The organism is Pseudomonas sp. GW822-FHT03F04, assembly GCF_058801405.1.
Window position 1 is genome coordinate 257,061 of the sequence record NZ_JBXANF010000003.1, and the last position, 18,985, is coordinate 276,045.

The 18,985-nt window shown below is 60.6% G+C and carries 12 protein-coding genes; 5 read left to right on the forward strand and 7 right to left on the reverse strand.

Translation table 11 applies throughout. The annotated features are described in order from the left end of the window. Position 1 precedes the first annotated feature (1 nt). The 3 genes from waaF to AC1RMX_RS07845 are packed head-to-tail and all read right to left on the reverse strand — an operon-like array spanning position 2 to position 4,149. Complete coding sequence (gene waaF / locus AC1RMX_RS07835; protein WP_493071359.1) at positions 2 to 1,036, reverse strand: lipopolysaccharide heptosyltransferase II; 1,035 nt, start codon at positions 1,034 to 1,036, stop codon at positions 2 to 4. 51 nt (positions 1,037 to 1,087) lie between these two features. Further along, entirely contained in the window at positions 1,088 to 4,027 is a 2,940-nt protein-coding gene (gene glnE / locus AC1RMX_RS07840; RefSeq protein WP_493071361.1) for a bifunctional [glutamate--ammonia ligase]-adenylyl-L-tyrosine phosphorylase/[glutamate--ammonia-ligase] adenylyltransferase, read from the reverse strand. Then, entirely contained in the window at positions 4,024 to 4,149 is a 126-nt protein-coding gene (locus tag AC1RMX_RS07845; protein WP_255261909.1) for a hypothetical protein, read from the reverse strand. Before AC1RMX_RS07845 ends, glnE begins: the two co-directional genes overlap by 4 nt. 262 nt (positions 4,150 to 4,411) lie before the next feature. Between AC1RMX_RS07845 and aceE the strand changes: the two genes are divergently transcribed. From aceE to msrA, 5 genes are all read left to right on the forward strand, one after another. Next, positions 4,412 to 7,057 (forward strand): pyruvate dehydrogenase (acetyl-transferring), homodimeric type, encoded by a 2,646-nt coding sequence (aceE, locus tag AC1RMX_RS07850; protein ID WP_096819872.1) that lies wholly within the window; start codon positions 4,412 to 4,414, stop codon positions 7,055 to 7,057. A gap of 11 nt (positions 7,058 to 7,068) precedes the next feature. Further along, entirely contained in the window at positions 7,069 to 9,033 is a 1,965-nt protein-coding gene (aceF, locus tag AC1RMX_RS07855) for a dihydrolipoyllysine-residue acetyltransferase (protein WP_493071363.1), read from the forward strand. 279 nt (positions 9,034 to 9,312) lie between these two features. Then, complete coding sequence (locus AC1RMX_RS07860; RefSeq protein WP_493071366.1) at positions 9,313 to 10,710, forward strand: alkaline phosphatase D family protein; 1,398 nt, start codon at positions 9,313 to 9,315, stop codon at positions 10,708 to 10,710. A 238-nt stretch (positions 10,711 to 10,948) separates the two neighbouring features. Beyond that, positions 10,949 to 13,645 carry a putative bifunctional diguanylate cyclase/phosphodiesterase gene (locus AC1RMX_RS07865; RefSeq protein WP_493071368.1) on the forward strand — a complete coding sequence of 899 codons (2,697 nt, stop codon included), beginning with the start codon at positions 10,949 to 10,951 and terminating at the stop codon, positions 13,643 to 13,645. 107 nt (positions 13,646 to 13,752) lie between these two features. Further along, positions 13,753 to 14,418, forward strand: coding sequence for a peptide-methionine (S)-S-oxide reductase MsrA (gene msrA, locus AC1RMX_RS07870; RefSeq protein ID WP_102620170.1), 666 nt, complete (start codon positions 13,753 to 13,755; stop codon positions 14,416 to 14,418). Between the two features lie 49 nt (positions 14,419 to 14,467). Here the strand turns inward: msrA and AC1RMX_RS07875 are convergent, their stop codons facing one another. The 4 genes from AC1RMX_RS07875 to AC1RMX_RS07890 all read right to left on the reverse strand — a co-directional run bounded on the left by AC1RMX_RS07875 (position 14,468) and on the right by AC1RMX_RS07890 (position 18,782). Beyond that, the gene (locus tag AC1RMX_RS07875; protein WP_007952304.1) at positions 14,468 to 15,307 is read right to left on the reverse strand and encodes a 23S rRNA (adenine(2030)-N(6))-methyltransferase RlmJ; all 840 of its coding nucleotides are present in this window, start codon (positions 15,305 to 15,307) and stop codon (positions 14,468 to 14,470) included. 106 nt (positions 15,308 to 15,413) lie between these two features. Beyond that, the gene (locus AC1RMX_RS07880) at positions 15,414 to 15,734 is read right to left on the reverse strand and encodes a hypothetical protein (protein ID WP_096819877.1); all 321 of its coding nucleotides are present in this window, start codon (positions 15,732 to 15,734) and stop codon (positions 15,414 to 15,416) included. A gap of 335 nt (positions 15,735 to 16,069) precedes the next feature. Beyond that, positions 16,070 to 16,777, reverse strand: a complete 708-nt coding sequence (locus AC1RMX_RS07885; protein ID WP_493071370.1) for a DUF4123 domain-containing protein — start codon at positions 16,775 to 16,777, stop codon at positions 16,070 to 16,072. After that, positions 16,767 to 18,782 (reverse strand): type VI secretion system Vgr family protein, encoded by a 2,016-nt coding sequence (locus AC1RMX_RS07890; protein WP_493071372.1) that lies wholly within the window; start codon positions 18,780 to 18,782, stop codon positions 16,767 to 16,769. The genes AC1RMX_RS07885 and AC1RMX_RS07890 overlap by 11 nt, the downstream gene beginning before the upstream one ends. Positions 18,783 to 18,985 lie beyond the last annotated feature (203 nt).

Consider the following 18,985-nt stretch of genomic DNA (forward strand, 5'->3'; position numbering starts at 1 on the left):
CTTAATGGACCTCGACCACAGAGCCCTGCAAACGCTGCAAGGCATCGTTGACCGCGTCCGGCATCAGCTGGCGCAGGCAGTTGTAATGGCCGAAACGGCAAGTGCGATCAAAGCAAGGGCTGCAATCGAGGCCCAGACGGACGATTTCCACATGCTCGGCCAACGGCGGGGTGAAACCCGGCGAAGTCGAACCGTAGACCGCCACCAACGGACGGTTCAGCGCTGCAGCAACGTGCATCAGACCGGAATCGTTGGAAACCACAGAGTCAGCGCAGGACATCAGGTCGATGGCCTCGGCCAGCGAAGTACCGCCACTGAGGTTCACGGACTCTTCACGCAGGCCCGGGATCAGCCGCGCGCGGATGTCTTCTCCCACCGCGTGATCGTTCTTCGAGCCGAACAGCCAGACTTGCCAGCCTTCGCGGATACGCGCTTCGGCGACCTTGGCGTAATGCTCGGACGGCCAGCGTTTGGCTTCACCGAACTCGGCACCGGGGCACAGCACCAGCACCGGGCGATCTAGGGTCAGGCCGAACTTGGCCAGCACCGCCTCGCGGGTCACCGGGTCGATTTGCAGGCTCGGGCGCGGATACGGTTTCGGCAGCTCGGCGTTCGGCTCGTAGGCCAACGCCATGAAGCGCTCGATCATCAGCGGATAACGTTCTTTATCCAGTGTGCGCACGTCATTGAGCAGGCCGTAGCGGAATTCGCCGCGCCAGCCGGTGCGTTTCGGGATGCCGGCGAAGAACGGCACCAGCGCCGACTTCAGCGAGTTCGGCAGCAGGATCGCCTGGTCGTACTGGCCGGCCAGGGATTTGCCGATCCGCCGGCGGGTCGCCAGCTCCAGCGCGCCGTGGCCGAGCGGAAAGCTCAAGGCCTTGCGCACTTCGGGCATGCGCTCAAGGATCGGCCGGCTCCACTCGGGGGCCAGCACGTCGATTTCGCACTGCGGGTGGCGTTGCTTGAGACACTGAAACAGTGTCTGCGCCATCACCATGTCACCGACCCAACTGGGCCCAACGATCAGAATATTCATGTGGTTTCCAAAAACGAACCGGGGAGGCTTTACGCCTCCCCGTCTCGAGAATCAGCTTAGCCCCAGCTCGCGCCAGATCCGCATCACCTGCCGCCGTTCGTCCGCGAACTGATCGCCCGGTATCACCCCGGCATCCTTCTGCAACGCCTGCCGGTGGGCGGCGGAGCGATAGGCCTTATAGGCCTCGCGCAACAGGCTGGCGTCTTCGACGGGCATCAGCCCCTCGTGTTCCAGCTCTTCCAGAATGCGGATATTGTCCGTCCAGCGCAGCAGCGGCGGGTGGGTCTGCGACCACGCCAGGGCCGCGTATTGCACCATAAATTCAATATCGACGATACCTCCGGCGTCCTGCTTGAGGTCGAACGGCGCCGTGGCGTCGAAGGCATTCGCCCCGGTACCGGCGGCGGTGCTCTTGCTGCCGAGGTTATCGCGCATCTTGGCGCGCATCTCGCTCACTTCCTGTTGCAGTTTCGCCAGATCCCGCGCCTTGCCCAGCACCTGAGCCCGCACTTTCTCGAACGCCTGGCCGACATCCTGACTGCCCACCAGCACCCGCGCCCGCACCAGAGCCTGATGCTCCCACGTCCAGGCTTCATTTTCTTGATAGCGGGCAAATGCCCCCAGCGAACTGACCAACAGCCCCGACGCACCGGACGGCCGCAGGCGCATGTCCACTTCATACAGCTGGCCGGAGTTGGTCTGCGCCGTCAGCAAGTGAATGATCCGCTGGCCGAGCCGGGTAAAGAACTGCGCGCCATCAATAGGCTTCGCTCCGTCGGTTTCTGCCTGTGGATCGCCGTCGTGGATGAACACCAGATCCAGGTCCGAACCATGCCCCAACTCGATCCCGCCGACTTTCCCATAACCGACAATGATGAAGCCGGGATCGCACAACGTGCCGTCGGTGCGCAGCGGCGTGCCGTACTTGGCCACGGTCTGGCGCCAGGCCAGGGCCAGCACTTGTTCCAGAATCGCTTCCGCCAGCCAGGTCAGGTAATCGCTGACTTTCATCAACGGCAGGCTGCCGGCGATTTCCGACGCGGCGACGCGCAAGCGATGCGCCAGTTTGAAATGGCGCAGGGCTTCCATCTGCTGTTCGAGGTCGTCCTCGGGGATCCGGGTCAGGCGCTCGCGCAATTCGGCGGCCAGTTCCGGCGCCAAGGGCGGCTTGAACAGGCGACCTTCGTTGAGCAACTCATCCAGCAGCAGCGGGAAACGGGTGATCTGCTCGGCGATCCACGGACTCGCGGCGCACAGAGTCAGCAAGCGACGCAGCGCGCCGGGGTTTTCCGTCAGCAACACTAAATAAGCCGAACGCCGGGCCACCGCTTCGACCAGCGGCAGAACCCGTTCGAGCACCAGATCCGGATTGTCATGCTCCACTGCCTGAGCGAGCAGACGTGGAATAAAGGCGTCGAGGCGTTCGCGTCCCAGACGCTGCATCGCCCGCAGCTGCGGACTGCTGCGCAGACCGGCCAGCGCTTTCAAGGCTTTGGTGGCGTCGGCGAAACCGCCCTCTTCCAGTTGGCGGCAAGCGGCTTCTTCGTCCTGAGCCTCTTCCCACAGCGGCAGCCATTCACCGCCGACCACCACTTCGCAGTCGGCGCCTTCTTCCTCATCGGGATCGGCGATGACCTGAGCAAAATGCCAAGCCACCCGGCCACGCCAGAACATCAGCTTTTCATGGAAGGCGTCCCAGTCGGCGAAACCGAGCATGAAGGCGATGCGGGCCTGATCCTGCTGGCTGTCCGGCAGCATCTGGGTCTGCCGATCGGCAATCGCCTGGATCGCGTGTTCGGTGTAGCGCAGGAATTCATAACCTTCACGCAATTCGCTGATCACTGCCGGCGGCAGATAACCCTGCCCTTCCAGCGTGCTCAACACCTTTAATAGAGGCCGCTGTTGCAGGCTCAGATCGCGACCGCCATGAATCAACTGAAAGGCCTGGGCGATGAACTCGACTTCGCGAATGCCACCGGAGCCAAGCTTGATGTTATCGGCCATGCCCTTGCGCCGGACTTCCTGCTGGATCAGTTGCTTCATGGTGCGCAGCGCTTCGATCGCCGAGAAGTCCAGATAGCGCCGGTAAACGAACGGCCGCAGCATTTCCTGCAACTGCGCACCGGCCACCTGATCACCGGCCACCACCCGCGACTTGATCATCGCGTAGCGCTCCCAGTCACGGCCCTGATCCTGGTAATACTGCTCCAGCGCATTGAAGCTCAGCACCAGCGCGCCGGACGAGCCGTACGGGCGCAGGCGCATGTCGACGCGGAACACAAAGCCGTCGACGGTCATCGGATCGAGGGCCTTGATCAGGCGCTGGCCGAGACGAATGAAAAATTCCTGGTTATCCAGCGCGCGCTTCACGCCGACGGTTTCGCCACCCTCGGGGTAGGCGAAGATCAGGTCGATGTCCGAGGAAAGGTTCAGCTCGACCGCGCCGAGCTTGCCCATGCCGAGGATGACCATTTGCTGCGGTTCGCCGCTGCGCCGGCCGGTCGGCGTACCGAACTGTTCGCAATGGCGGCTGTACAGCCATTGATAAGCCTGGTCGATGCTGGCGTCGGCCATGTCCGAGAGGTCGCGGCAGGTTTGCACCAGATCGGCCTGGCGAGTCAGGTCGCGCCAGATGATCCGCACCTGATGCCGGGCGCGCTGACGACGCAGGACGCGACCCAGTTCATCCTCGGTCTGCGCGGTGCTGACCGCCGCCGCAATCTGCCCGCACAACTCGCCGGGGGCGAACGGTCGATCGAGCTCACCGGACTGCACCAGCGACAGCAACATCAAAGGGTCACGAACGCTCTGTTCAATCACGAAATCGCTGGCGGCGGTGACGCGGGCGAACTGCGCCCAGCGCTCCGGAGTCCAGGTGGAGAAGCCTTGATCGTCCTCAAGTGCGGCGACGGCCGTACGGAACGACTGCTCGGATCGGCTGACCAACGGCAGGAGAATGGCAGGCAGTTCGGCAAGCGCGGGCAGGGTCATGGTCTATCCTTGATCGGCGTGTAAATGGCCGCTTGTAGTGATGATTGAAAAACCGCTACGCGAAGGACTGTCGAACAAAAGTGAGAAATAGCTGAAATTTCTTTTTCTTTGGCAGCCAGCATCAAACTTTCACCTTTTTCGGATGGCTAAAGAGCAACCTTAACGATTATTCTCACAACGCAGTCGGAGGCCACAAGCCTTTCATCTGTAGTTTTACTACTCGTCTATACATTCGAAAGGCTGAAATGCCGGATGATTTGTAGTAAAACTACACGCCGCCGGAACAACCTGTCGGCAATCCAAGAATTTTAAATCGTCTGCCCACAAGGCCAGTCGCAAACTCAGGCAACCGATTCTGGAAGCCTTTCCGCCCTGGAGCAAGCCATGCAAGACCTCGATCCCGTCGAAACCCAGGAATGGCTGGACGCCCTGGAATCGGTTCTCGACAAAGAAGGCGAAGACCGTGCTCACTATCTGATGACCCGTATGGGCGAACTCGCGACCCGCAGCGGCTCGCAACTGCCTTACGCCATCACCACGCCTTACCGCAACACGATTCCCGTTACCCACGAAGCACGCATGCCTGGCGACCTGTTCATGGAACGCCGCATTCGCTCGCTGGTACGCTGGAACGCGATGGCCATGGTAATGCGTACGAACCTGAAAGATTCTGACCTGGGCGGTCACATCTCCAGCTTCGCCTCCAGCGCGACCCTGTACGACATCGGCTTCAACTACTTCTTCCAGGCCCCGACCGACGAACACGGCGGCGACCTGATCTACTTCCAGGGCCACACCTCGCCAGGCGTCTACGCCCGTGCGTTCATGGAAGGCCGCATCACCGAAGACCAGATGAACAACTTCCGCCAGGAAGTCGACGGTCAGGGCCTGTCGTCCTATCCGCACCCTTGGCTGATGCCTGACTTCTGGCAGTTCCCGACTGTATCGATGGGTCTGGGCCCGATCCAGGCGATCTACCAGGCTCGCTTCATGAAGTACCTGGAACACCGCGGCTTCATCCAGCCGGGCAAACAGAAAGTCTGGTGCTTCCTGGGCGACGGCGAGTGCGACGAGCCGGAATCCCTGGGCGCGATCTCCCTGGCCGGCCGCGAGAAGCTGGACAATCTGATCTTCGTCATCAACTGCAACCTGCAGCGCCTCGACGGCCCGGTTCGCGGCAACGGCAAGATCATCCAGGAACTCGAAGGCGTGTTCCGCGGTGCTCAGTGGAACGTGACCAAAGTCATCTGGGGCCGTTTCTGGGACCCACTGCTGGCCAAGGACGTCGACGGCATCCTGCAACGTCGCATGGACGAAGTCATCGACGGCGAGTACCAGAACTACAAGGCCAAAGACGGCGCGTTCGTTCGCGAACACTTCTTCAACACGCCTGAACTCAAGGCGATGGTTGCAGACCTGTCCGACGACGAGATCTGGAAACTCAACCGTGGCGGCCACGACCCGTACAAGGTCTACGCGGCGTACCACGAAGCGGTCAACCACAAAGAACAACCGACCGTCATCCTGGCCAAGACCATCAAGGGTTACGGTACCGGTGCCGGCGAAGCGAAGAACACCGCGCACAACACCAAGAAAGTCGACGTCGACAGCCTGAAGCTGTTCCGCGACCGCTTCGACATCCCGGTGAAAGACGAAGAGCTGGAAAACCTGCCGTTCTTCAAGCCGGAGCCAAACAGCGCCGAAGCCCGTTACCTGGCAGAGCGTCGCACTGCACTGGGCGGTTTCGTCCCTCAGCGTCGTGCACAAAGCTTCAGCGTACCGACCCCGGATCTGGATACCCTCAAGGCAATCCTCGACGGTTCCGGCGACCGTGAAATTTCCACCACCATGGCGTTCGTGCGGATCCTCGCGCAACTGGTCAAGGACAAGGAAATCGGCCCGCGCATCGTTCCGATCATCCCGGACGAAGCCCGTACCTTCGGTATGGAAGGCATGTTCCGTCAGCTGGGCATCTACTCGTCCGTCGGCCAGCTCTACGAGCCAGTCGATAAAGACCAGGTGATGTTCTACAAGGAAGACCAGAAAGGTCAGATCCTTGAAGAAGGCATCAACGAAGCGGGCGCCATGAGCTCCTTCATCGCGGCCGGTACTTCGTACTCCAGCCACAACCAGCCAATGCTGCCGTTCTACATCTTCTACTCGATGTTCGGCTTCCAGCGTATCGGCGATCTGGCCTGGGCCGCCGGCGACAGCCGCACCCGTGGCTTCCTGATCGGCGGCACCGCCGGCCGTACCACCCTGAACGGTGAAGGCCTGCAGCACGAAGACGGTCACAGCCACCTGCTGGCTGCCACCATCCCGAACTGCCGCACCTACGATCCGACCTACGGCTACGAGCTGGCGGTGATCATTCAGGACGGCATGAAGAAGATGACCGAAGAGCAACAGGACATCTTCTATTACATCACCGTGATGAACGAGTCCTACCAGCAGCCAGCCATGCCGGCCGGTGCCGAAGAAGGCATCAAGAAAGGCATGTACCTGCTGGAAGAAGACACCCGCGAAGCGGCGCACCACGTACAGCTGATGGGCTCCGGCACCATCCTGCGTGAAGTCCGTGAAGCGGCGAAGATCCTGCGTGAAGAGTTCAACGTCGGTGCCGACGTGTGGAGCGTCACCAGCTTCAACGAACTGCGTCGCGACGGCCTGGCCGTAGAGCGCAGCAACCGTCTGAAACCAGGCCAGAAGCCTAAGCGCAGCTACGTCGAAGAGTGCCTGAGCGGCCGTAAGGGTCCGGTCATCGCCTCTACCGACTACATGAAACTGTTCGCCGAGCAGATCCGTCAGTGGGTACCGTCCAAGGAATTCAAAGTCCTGGGCACCGACGGTTTCGGCCGCAGCGACAGCCGCAAGAAACTGCGTCATTTCTTCGAAGTCGACCGTCATTTCGTGGTGTTGGCAGCCCTGGAAGCACTGGCTGACCGTGGTGATATCGAACCTAAAGTCGTGGCCGAGGCCATCACCAAGTTCGGTATCGACCCGGAAAAACGCAACCCACTGGACTGCTGAGGAGAAACTCTGTGAGCGAACTCATTCGCGTACCTGACATCGGCAGCGGTGAAGGTGAAGTAATCGAACTGTTTGTGAAGGTCGGCGACCGTATCGAAGCCGACCAGAGCATCCTGACTCTGGAATCGGACAAGGCCAGCATGGAAGTGCCGGCCCCGAAGGCCGGCGTCATCAAGAGCCTGAAAGTGAAGCTGGGCGATCGCCTGAAAGAAGGCGACGAACTGTTGGAACTGGAAGTCGAGGGCGCCGCTGCTGCGGCCCCAGCGCCTGCCGCTGCTCCTGCTGCCAAGGCTGAAGCCAAATCGGCTGCCGCTCCTGCGGCTGCCGCGCCAGCCGCAGCGCCTGCTGCCGCTTCGGTTCAGCAAGTGCACGTGCCGGACATCGGTTCGTCGGGCAAGGCCCAGATCATCGAGATCCAGGTCAAGGTCGGCGACAAGGTCGAGGCTGATCAGTCGCTGATCACCCTGGAATCCGACAAGGCGAGCATGGAAATCCCGTCGCCTGCCGCTGGCGTGGTCAAGGCCATCAGCGTCAAGTTGAACGACGAAGTCGGCACTGGCGACCTGATCCTGGATCTGGAAGTGGCGGGTGCTGCGGCCCCTGCTGCGGCCGCTCCGGCCCAGGCTGCTGCTCCAGCCGCTGCCGCTGCGCCGGCTCCGGCCGCCGCGCCTGCTGCACCGGTTGCCGATAGCGTTCAGGACATCCACGTTCCGGACATCGGTTCGGCCGGCAAGGCCAAGATCATCGAAGTGTTGGTCAAGGCTGGCGACAGCGTTGAAGCCGACCAGTCGCTGATCACCCTGGAATCCGACAAGGCGAGCATGGAAATCCCGTCGCCTGCCGCTGGCGTGGTGGAAAGCATTTCCATCAAGCTGGACGACGAAGTCGGCACTGGCGACCTGATCCTCAAGCTGAAAGTCAAAGGCGCCGCTCCGGCTGCTGCCCCGGCTCCAGCTGCCGCTGCTGCTCCGAGCGCTCCGGCGCCAGCCGCTGCTGCTCCGGCTGCCGCTGCACCTGCTTCTGCCGCTCCGGTTGCTGCTCCAGCCAAGCCGGGCGCCAAAGTTCACGCCGGCCCTGCCGTGCGTCAACTGGCTCGCGAGTTCGGCGTCGAGCTGAGCGCTGTCGGCGCCAGCGGTCCGCACGGTCGCATCCTGAAAGAAGACGTGCAGACTTACGTCAAAGCCATGATGCAGAAGGCCAAGGAAGCACCGGCCGCTGCTGCTGGCGCAACCGGTGGCGCGGGCATCCCGCCGATTCCGGTCGTCGACTTCAGCCGTTTCGGCGAAATCGAAGAAGTGCCAATGACTCGTCTGATGCAGATCGGCGCGTCGAGCCTGCACCGCAGCTGGCTGAACATCCCGCACGTGACTCAGTTCGATTCGGCTGATATCACCGAGCTGGAAGCGTTCCGTATCGCTCAGAAAGCCGTTGCAGAGAAGGCTGGCGTCAAGCTGACCATCCTGCCGCTGCTGCTCAAGTCCTGCGCGCACATGCTCAAGGAACTGCCGGACTTCAACAGTTCGCTGGCACCTAGCGGCAAGGCGATCATCCGCAAGAAGTACGTGAACATCGGCTTCGCCGTCGACACCCCGGATGGCCTGCTGGTACCGGTCATCAAGAACGTCGACCAGAAGAGCCTGCTGCAACTGGCAGCCGAAGCCGCTGCGCTGGCCGCCAAGGCCCGCGACAAGAAGCTCACCGCTGACGACATGCAGGGCGCCTGCTTCACCATTTCCAGCCTCGGCCACATTGGCGGCACCGGCTTCACGCCGATCGTCAACGCGCCGGAAGTGGCGATCCTCGGTGTTTCCAAGGCAACCATCCAGCCAGTCTGGGACGGCAAAGCCTTCCAGCCGAAACTGATGCTGCCACTGTCGCTGTCCTACGATCACCGTGTGATCAACGGCGCCGCTGCCGCACGCTTCACCCAGCGTCTGAGCAGCCTGCTGGCGGACATCCGCACCATCCTGCTGTAAACCGCTTGGCCCTCCGGCAACGGAGGGCCGACCGGGTTCCACGTTTTCGAGCGCCACACGCTCGTACCTCAACCCCGTCAGTTTGGCGGGGCTTTTTTTTGCCTGAAATAACTGCCGCCCGCACTTTTCCCACAACTTGCGCTGATATAAGCCACGACTCGAGTCCACTTCCTATCGATATTTTTCAGCAACAGACAACTAACCTTTGCGCATTAAAGTTACGCCTATAAAGCTGGATAACTTTATTCATTACCAATACTTATTCGAATGGATTCGAACATGCTGAAACCTACTGTCGGCCCGATCGTTGGCCACACAACAACTAATCAGGCGCGGATCTTCATTCGCGGTGGACTGCAACATAACACGGCCGCATTTGCCGGCATTCGCTATCGAATATTGAATTCGAAACAATGGCAACCGGGCCAGTTTGTCAAACTGGATTCAACCCGCGACATGACTGAAGTGCTGGTACTCGATCACTTGCAAGCCGACACCGACTACGAATACCAGACCGGCTGGTTCAGCCCGATGAGTCCCGCCCACACCATCCACAGCGTGGCGGAGTTACCGCTGCAATGGCCACGGGAAACGTATCGCCTGCGCACCCGCAGCCATCGGCCTTTGCAGCCTCGCGCCTACATCCTCGGTTCCTGCCGCTATCTGCGCCTGACCGCCGGCATCCCGTCGCTCCCGCATCTGGGCGACCGGATCTTCGCGTCCATCAGCCAGTTGATCGAGGGGGCACAACCGGCGATCAGTGCAATCATGATGTGTGGCGATCAGATCTACGCGGACGATCTGAACCTGTTCGCACCGGATCGCGACTACGACGAGTTCATTGCAAAGTATCGTGTGGCGTTTTCCCTGCCCAATATCCGACGACTGATGTCCGGCACTTCGACTTACATGATCCTTGATGATCACGAAATAGAAGACAACTGGCCAATGAATGCCAGCAAGTCCGATAAAACCCTGTATCGCAATGCAATAGCGGCTTACGATATTTATCAAGCAAGTCATAGCCCGATCTGCGCGACAACAACTAACGGCACAATTGATCGCACGACACTGAAGCACTACTGGTATCAATTCAGCGACGGCGATATCGAATGGTTTGTGACGGACAGTCGAACTCGCCGCAACTTGTCGAGCGAGAACCGCCGCATCCTCGATGAAGAACAGGAACAGGCCTTGTGCAAGTGGTTGGTCGAGAGCCCGGCGCGGGTCAAATTCGTGGTCACCAGCGTCATGTTCTACCCCGACCGCAAAATGAACAGCGATGATGCCTGGGCGGGCTTCCCCGAACAGCGACTGCGCCTGCTGGAAACCATCCGCCGGCATCGGCTCAAAAACGTCGTGTTCATTTCCGGCGATGTGCATGGTTCGCTGACCAGTCGCCTGACCCACAGCGAAGACCAGGACTTTGAAGTACACACCGTCGTGTCCTCGCCGCTGAGCAACAGCAAACTGCTGCCCTATGCCAGGGCATCGACGTTCATTCTCGATCAGCCGCTGGCTCGCACAGACGCGGGAGAATACCGGCACACGCTGACCAGCCAGGTCGTCAGCCAGGACAATTTTGCCCACATGGTGGTCGAGGCCGAACACATCCGGGTCAACTACCACGACCGGGATGGCAAACACTTGCAATCAATCGACATTCCACTGCGCTGAATGGAAAAATGCCGCCGCTCCGGATGCCAGAAGGCTCTGGAACGGCGCTCTCAGCGCGCCGCTGCATTACTTTCCAGCGCCCGCTGGAGAAATGTTCAGCGCAGCCGACATATTCTTATAGCACTTGGCCTTCATGTCTCTTGTCAGTCGGTGCCGCAATGATGCAACCTTGCCGCAGGCAACAGTAAAGAGGGCGAGAGCCCGGCGCGTTCAGCAAATTTCCAAGCGAGTTCCCTTCATGAAGAGCCAACCCGATGCCGCCAGCCGTATGGTGGCCGAGGTAGTGACGCAGTTGCCTGTGCCCTCGCGGCTCGGCATGCTGCGTTTCGAGCGCCTGAATGAAGCCAGCTGGGCGATGCTGTTTCTCGATCCCAACTGCGAACGCCAGTTCGGCCAGCCTGCCGTCGAACTCTGCGCTTTGGTCGGTTCACCCTACGCCAGCCTGATGGAGCCCGAAGCGCGCTATCAGTTGCACGATGCGATCCAGCAACAACTGCGCGACAGCCCGCATTATCTGGTGCGCTATACCCTGCACACCGCCGCCGGGGCGCTGAGTATTCTCGAACTCGGTGAAGCCTACAAACAGCACAACCGCCACTTGCTGCGCGGTTACCTGCTGGCAGTCGATGACGTGTTCGACGAAGCGCCAGCATTGCCGTCCGTCGACCTGGAAACCCAGAACTCGCGCCTGCAAATCGCCCTTGAGCTCAATCAGCGTGCCCAGCAGGAACAACTGCAGCATCTGGAGCGGGTGCGCGCCCAGCAGGACCTGATCCTGTTGCTGGCCCGCCAACGCTACAGCAGCCAGAACTCCCTGCAAGAAGCCGCCGAGCTGATTACCCGCTGCGCCTGCGATATCTATGAAATCGACTGCGCCAGCCTGTGGAACCTCGAAGGCCAGAAGCTGGTACCGATTTCCGCCTATCACCGCGCCACCCAGGAATACATCCTGCCGGAGGTGATCGACGTCAGCGGCTTTCCCGACTACATGGACGCCCTGCACGGCAGCCGCGCCATCGACGCGCACAACGCGATGCGCGACCCGCGTACCCGGGAGATGGCCGAAGCCCTGCGCCCGCGTGACGTCAACGCCATGCTCGACGCCAGCATCCGCGTCGACGGCCAGGTGGTCGGCGTACTGTGCCTGGAGCAGACCGGCGTGACACGCGCCTGGCAGTCCGACGAAATCGCCTTTGCCGGCGAGCTGGCCGATCAGTTCGCCCAAGTCATCAACAACCACAACCGACGCACCGCCACCAGTGCCTTGCACCTGTTCCAGCGCGCGGTCGAGCAAAGCGCCAATGCCTTCTTGTTGGTCAACTGCGACGGCGTGGTCGAGTACGTCAACCCGAGCTTCACCGCGATCACCCAGTACACCACCGAGGAAGTCCACGGCCAGCGCCTCTCGGAGCTGCCGGCCCTGGAAAACCTCAGCGAGCTGTTGTTCGACGCGCCCTCGGCGCTGGCCAAGAGCAACAGCTGGCAGGGCGAATTCAAAAGCCGCCGCAAGAACCTCGAACCCTACTGGGGCCAGTTGTCGATTTCCAAGGTCTACGGCGACAACCGTGAGCTGACGCACTACATCGGCATCTACGAAGACATCACCCAGACCAAACTGGCGCAGCAGCGCATCGAGCGTCTGGCCTACACCGACAACCTGACCAACCTCGGCAACCGCCCTGCATTTATCCGCAATCTGGATGAGCGCTTTGCCCGAGACAGCGATACCCCGATCAGCCTGCTGCTGGTGGACATCGACAATTTCAAGCGGATCAACGACAGCCTCGGCCACCAGACCGGCGACAAACTGTTGATCAGCCTGGCCCGGCGTCTGCGCAACAGCCTGAGCCCGAGCGGTAGTCTGGCGCGGTTCGCCAGTAACGAATTCGCGGTGTTGCTCGACAACACCGACCTTGAGGCCGGCCAACAGATCGCCAGCCAGTTGCTGCTGACCCTCGACAAGCCGATGTTCGTCGACAACCAGTTGATCAGCGTCACCGGTTCCGTGGGCCTGGCCTGCGCGCCGCTGCACGGCCGCGACCCGCAGACCCTGATGCGCAACGCCGGCCTCGCCCTGCACAAGGCCAAGGCCAACGGCAAACATCAGGTGCAGGTGTTCACCGAAGCGCTGAACGCCGAGGCCAGCTACAAACTGTTCGTCGAGAACAACCTGCGCCGCGCCCTGACCCAGAACGAACTGGACGTGTTCTACCAGCCGAAGCTGTGCCTGCGCAGCGGCCGGTTGCTGGGCATGGAAGCGCTGCTGCGCTGGAACCACCCGGAACGCGGCATGATCCGCCCGGACCAGTTCATCAGCGTGGCCGAGGAAACCGGCCTGATCATTCCGATCGGCAAGTGGATCGCCCGCCAGGCCTGCCGCATGAGCAAAGCGCTGACCGCTGCGGGCATGGGCAACCTGCAAGTGGCGATCAACCTGTCGCCCAAACAGTTTTCCGACCCGGATCTGGTGGCTTCCATCGCCAACATCCTCAAGGAAGAAGCGCTGCCGGCCAATCTGCTGGAGCTGGAGCTGACCGAAGGCCTGCTGCTGGAAGCCACCGAAGACACCCACTTGCAGCTCGACCAGCTCAAGCGCCTGGGCCTGACCCTGGCCATGGACGACTTCGGCACCGGTTACTCGTCGCTCAGCTACCTGAAAAAATTCCCGATCGACATCATCAAGATCGATCGCAGCTTCATCCACGAAATCCCGGACAACCAGGACGACATGGAAATCACCTCCGCCGTGATCGCCATGGCCCACAACCTCAAACTCAAGGTCGTGGCCGAAGGCATCGAGACCGCCGAGCAGCTGGCGTTCCTGCGCCGGCACCGCTGCGACGTCGGCCAGGGCTACCTGTTCGACCGGCCGATTCCGGGCGCCGAGCTGATCCAGGCGCTCAAGCGCTACCCGCGCGGCCCTCTCCCGCTGTAAACCACAACCGCAGTACCCGCACATTTTGACTAGTGATTAACTGGGCATCATTGGGCACACTGGTGGTCTGTGTAATTGACATCCCATCCTGACTGAGAGGAACGATCATGGTTCTGCGCTCGGAAATTCTGGTGAACAAAAACGTGCTACCGACTAAAGAACAAGCTCTGCCTGGTCGCGAAACCGCGATGACCCTGCCTGAAAACCATTTCGTCTTCAAAGACACGCCGCTGCTTGGCCCGTTCTTTCAGGACGTCGATTTCGCGATTTTCGGACTGGGCTGTTTCTGGGGTGCGGAACGCCGCTTCTGGCAGCGAGAAGGCGTGGTCAGCACCGTGGTCGGTTACGCCGGCGGCTTCACGCCGAACCCGACCTACGAAGAAGTCTGCTCGGGCCTGACCGGTCATTCGGAAGTGGTGTTGGTCGTTTTCGACAAAGACAAAGTCAGCTACGAAGAGCTGCTGGCAATGTTCTGGGAACTGCACAACCCGACGCAGGGCATGCGTCAGGGCAATGACATCGGCACCCAGTACCGTTCGGTGATCTACGCAACTCATCCGGAGCAACTGGATGCGGCGTTGAAGAGCAAAGCCGTTTATCAGGCTGAGCTGTCGAAGGCAGGTCTGGGTGAAATCAGCACCGAGATTGAACAGGCGCCGACCGTTTACTTCGCCGAGACTTACCACCAGCAGTATCTGGCGAAAAACCCGGAAGGCTACTGCGGGATTGGCGGTACCGGTGTGTGCATGCCACCGAGCCTGGCAGGTAACTAAGCCCGCCCTGATCGCTCCCACGCTTTACGTGGGAGCGATTGACGGTTGATCAGCTCTCGGCGATCAACCAATCCATCTGCCACCCACCCTGGGTCTGGCCCAGTTTCTTGGACAGCCACGGCAGCAGCTCACGCAATTCTTCCTCCAGCCCCCACGGCGGATTGGCAATCGCCAGGCCAGAGCCGTTCAGACTGTTCGGCGTATCCAGCGGATGCACCAGCAGTTCGACCCGCAGCAACTTCGGCGCACCGGTGCCGGCCAGATCCTGATAGAAACGACGCAATGCGCGCTGATCCTTCACCGGATACCAGATGGCCGCCACGGTTTGGCGCATCCGGCCAATGGCTTCTTTCATCGACGCCGCACAGCGCTGCATTTCATCGAGCTGTTCGAACGGCGGATCAATCAGCATCACCGCGCGTTTCTCCTGCACCGGCAACATCGCGCGGGCGACATGCCAGCCCTCGCCCAGATGCACTTTGACCCGACGATCGCCGGCCATGTTGTCCTTGAGCAGGACGCCGTCTTCGGGGTGCTTCTCATTGAGCATCACCCGATCCTGCGGCCGGGTCAGACGCCGCGCCAGCTCCGGCGAACCCGGGTAATAGCGCAACTGGCCGTCCGGGTTCATCTCGTGCAGCACTTTCATGTAATCGGCGGTCAGCGCCGGCAGATCCGGCTGGTCCCACAAGCGCGCGATGCCTTCCAGGTACTCGCCGGTACGGTTGGCCTGATCGCCCTGCAGGTCATACAGACCGATGCCGGCGTGGCTGTCGAGATAGGCAAACGGCTGCTCCTTGCGCGACATCAGGGCGATGAGGCGGGTCAAGGTCAGGTGTTTGAACACATCGGCGTGATTGCCGGCATGGAAGGCGTGACGATAATTCATGGCTGCTCCTGCGAGGGCCGTGAAGTTTACCTTTTACCGGGCGGCAAGTCAGGGGTTGGGGGCTGAGTGGGCGTTTGTTCCCACGCAGAGCGTGGGAACGATCGAGTCAGGACGGTATGGCGCGTAGGCGCTTGCCAATCACATCCAACACATCGCAGCCGTCACGCAGCGGAATCACGCAGAGCTGGGCGAAGTCGCTGAGGATGACCGAGTCGCACTCGACCGAGCCGCGCATGCACATGTTTTCCAGAACCTGGATTACCGCGCGGATGCGGTAGTTGGCGGCGTCCATCAGGATGTCGAGCGGGGCGTGGGTGTCGATGAACAGGGTGGGCATGTCGTTGCAGTTGCTGGTCAGCGCCATGAGGCGGTTGTTGGGGTGAGGGATGAAGGGTTCGTAGGGTGGATCGGGTTTTAACGTCGACATATTTTTTGCACCTCGGCAGGTTAAGTGAGGCTGCCAACGACCTTCCTACAGGTTTGGGTGGCAGCTGTACGCGAGAGTAGGAAACTGAGGAACCCACCAAACTCAGCCACGCCGAAGCGTTCCCGCGCACAGCCGCCGCGAACAATTTCATGGGCACGTTAAAGTGCCGCAATCAAAGAACAGAGCTAATGCACGGTGAGTTTTCCAAGGGTTCCTACACCCTGTCACTACTCTCGCAGTGACAGCCAAAAGACTATCCCCGCACCACCGCCCCCACCAGTTCACGCAAACCGCCACAACTCGCGGGAAACGTCCGAAGCCATTGCCCGGAAATTTCACTCTGACTCGTCCCATAAGTAGTCCAGCAACGCCGAATCCGAAGATTCGTCCGACGCCGAAACCGCAAAAAACCTGACAACCTTGCAGCGCAGGACATCGGCGGGGAATGCCTCGAACAATGCCGGATGTTCCTCGCTCAACCACTGCAAGGCATTGTTGATCCGGGCATCACCACCGAATTGCGTCAGCAGTTTTTCCGGCACCGACCACCAAGGAAATTCCCGCCCCGAGGCCTGTCCCCTGCCCCCGATCTCGACGGCCTGACCGTTGACCAACCCTCGCGAGAGGACCGGTAGAAGTTGCCCGGCCTCCACCTCGGGCGACTCAAGGATCGGCAACAAATACCGCCCATCCCAAAACCGAAAGAACACCGCTTTCCCGTCCGGCATCAGTACCTGAGTCAAACTGCGAAAATGCTCGACCACCGCCTCAAGCCCCGCCGAGGACACTGCCAGCCAGCCCCAGTCCCGAGACTCCGTGGTCGCCACCCAATCCAGAAACTCACAGCCTGCGTCGACGATTCCCACATAGGGCATCACCGCATCCCACTCGGCATAGATCGTTTCCGTCCAGACCGGTTTCGGCATCTGCGCATTCGAAGGCCAGGCTTTCAGCGGACCCACCGCACTGGCGCTGCTGAAAATCGCGAACAACTGCTCCGATGGTTTCAGCGGATCTCCCTTCAACCATTGATCAGGCTGCACAGACTCCCTCCTTACAGCGCTCGCATTCTTCGCAGAACGGCGCATCTCCCTTAAGGCTCATGATTTGCGCGGCAGTCAGAATCGCCGCCGGTGCCGCCACCAGTTTTTCCGGCAACCCCGGCACTGTTGGTGCTGCACTCATCGCCGCCATCGGCGCACCGCCCACCACAATCGGCACACTGCTGAAGATCCCGCCGGGGCCGATGTTGATCCACTGCCCGCCCGCCTGAATCGTTGCGCTCGCCCCGCCGTCGATCACCACTTGCTGGCCGGCGCTGACGTGGAATTGAGCACTGGCATTGATCGCCTGATTGCTCACGCGGATGTGCCGATCGCCGCTCACCGTGAGATGGTCGTCCTTCTTCACCTCGGTCTGACGCTGACCGTGGGTGATGCGCTGTTCATCGGCTTTCAGCTCGTGTTTTGCGAGGCCAGTGACAACGACGCTACGCTGGTTATCCACCTGCACCTGTTGATCATTCAACACATGCTGCGTCCAGTTTCGCTGGGCGCGCAGGTAGATTTCCTCGGCGCCTTTGCGATCCTCTATACGCAATTCGTTGTAACCGCCGCCGCCCGGACTACTCTGGCTGCGGAAAATGCTGCGGGTCTTGTCGGCCGGCAGATCCAGCGGCACCGGCGTCGCCGCGTTCGGCAGGCAACCCATGACCAATGGTTTGTCGGCATCCGAATCGATGAACCCCACCAGCACTTCCATGCCGACCCGTGGAATCAGCACGCTGCCATAGCGGTCATGAGCCCAACCACTGGCGACCCGCAGCCAGCAACTGGAATGCTCGTTGAGTTCGCCGTCGCGATCCCAGGCCAGTTGCACCTTGACCCGGCCGTACTCGTCGCAATGGATTTCACTGTCTTTCGGGCCGGTAACCACGGCCGGTTGATAACCAAGCATCCGTGGCTTTTCCGGGCCCATCGGTGGACGGAAGAACACGTCCCACGGTGTGGCGAGAAAGGTATTACGGTAACCCTGGAATTCATCGCCATTGCTGGTGACCGATTCCTCCAGCACTTGCGGCTGTCGGCCATGGTGCTCGACGGCAGTCAGCAGCCAGAGGTCATTCAAGTCCTGGCGTGGATGCTCGGTCAGTTGCAGGAAATGTCCGCTGACCAAGGCAGATTGATCGCTGCGACCCTCAGCCTGACGGTAGTCGGCGACATGTCGCTCAAGGGTGCGCTGGGCCAGTTGCTTGCCGGTTTCGCGCTCGGTGAACTGGCCGGGAAAGTGATAATCCTCCAGCACCGGGCGCTGTTCGCTTTCGGCGCGACTTTGCAGCGCCAGCCGGGGTTTGGTGAAGTCGTAATCACGCCGGGTGACTACGCTGGTGCGGGTTTCAACACGTACCGTGAAACGCTTGATCGCCGGGGCCGCCGCAGCCATGCCGCTGCCCGGGAGGTACAGCGTCGGTTCGGCCAGACGCGGGAACACCGTTTGATCGTCGCCGAACACCAACAAATGCCCGTCAGGACTGTGCTGAAAGTGGAAATGAATGCCGACTTCGGCACACAGGCGCTGAATGAACGCCAGATCACTCTCGGCGTACTGCACGCAATACTCACGAGGCGGGTAATCGCTGCCGAGGCGAAATTCGAAGGCATCGCGCAGGATCGCGTGATCCTTGAGGATCTGCGTCACGATCTGCGGCACGCTTTGATGCTGGAAGATTCGCTGATTGATCCGATGGCCGAGATAAGCCAGGCGCGGAACAAGACTGACGTGATAGCGGGTCAGACGCTTGCCGGAATCGCCCTGCCCGACCCGATAGATCTGACCGTGAATACCGGAACCGTCTTCATCAAAACTCAGAAACGCCTGACAGTGCAGCAGGCTTTCAAGGTCCAGGTCCGGCCGTTCGCTGACCAGCTCCAGGTCGAAACGAAAGGGTTGGCTGATGGCTTCCTTGCCCGTGAACTCAAGGACTTTGAGGTCAAACTGGGCGCCTTCGACGGTCAACGTGAAACGCGGTTGATTGGCAGGCGCGAACATCCGATGTCTCTCTGCAGATTGAGGGCGGGCGATTCTGCATGAGGGGCAAGGGGTGCAGGTTGAGTGACCGGAAAATCAGACTTTCCCTACTTCAAATTTCGATCTCCCCTTCAATAATCGGCGTATTCGACTACAGACTTTTCCTTCAGATAAATCGCAGGCAATAAAAAACGGCCCGTTTCCTGGTAGGAAACGGGCCGTTT

Excerpts from the sequence above, each read along its gene's own strand:
- AC1RMX_RS07880 (WP_096819877.1), bottom strand. The coding sequence starts at position 15,734 with ATGTCGACGTTAAAACCCGATCCACCCTACGAACCCTTCATCCCTCAC.
- AC1RMX_RS07865 (WP_493071368.1), top strand. The coding sequence starts at position 10,949 with ATGAAGAGCCAACCCGATGCCGCCAGCCGTATGGTGGCCGAGGTAGTG.
- glnE (WP_493071361.1), bottom strand. The coding sequence starts at position 4,027 with ATGACCCTGCCCGCGCTTGCCGAACTGCCTGCCATTCTCCTGCCGTTG.
- AC1RMX_RS07890 (WP_493071372.1), bottom strand. The coding sequence starts at position 18,782 with ATGTTCGCGCCTGCCAATCAACCGCGTTTCACGTTGACCGTCGAAGGC.
- aceE (WP_096819872.1), top strand. The coding sequence starts at position 4,412 with ATGCAAGACCTCGATCCCGTCGAAACCCAGGAATGGCTGGACGCCCTG.
- AC1RMX_RS07860 (WP_493071366.1), top strand. The coding sequence starts at position 9,313 with ATGCTGAAACCTACTGTCGGCCCGATCGTTGGCCACACAACAACTAAT.
- waaF (WP_493071359.1), bottom strand. The coding sequence starts at position 1,036 with ATGAATATTCTGATCGTTGGGCCCAGTTGGGTCGGTGACATGGTGATG.
- AC1RMX_RS07875 (WP_007952304.1), bottom strand. The coding sequence starts at position 15,307 with ATGAATTATCGTCACGCCTTCCATGCCGGCAATCACGCCGATGTGTTC.
- msrA (WP_102620170.1), top strand. The coding sequence starts at position 13,753 with ATGGTTCTGCGCTCGGAAATTCTGGTGAACAAAAACGTGCTACCGACT.
- AC1RMX_RS07845 (WP_255261909.1), bottom strand. The coding sequence starts at position 4,149 with ATGCTGGCTGCCAAAGAAAAAGAAATTTCAGCTATTTCTCACTTTTGT.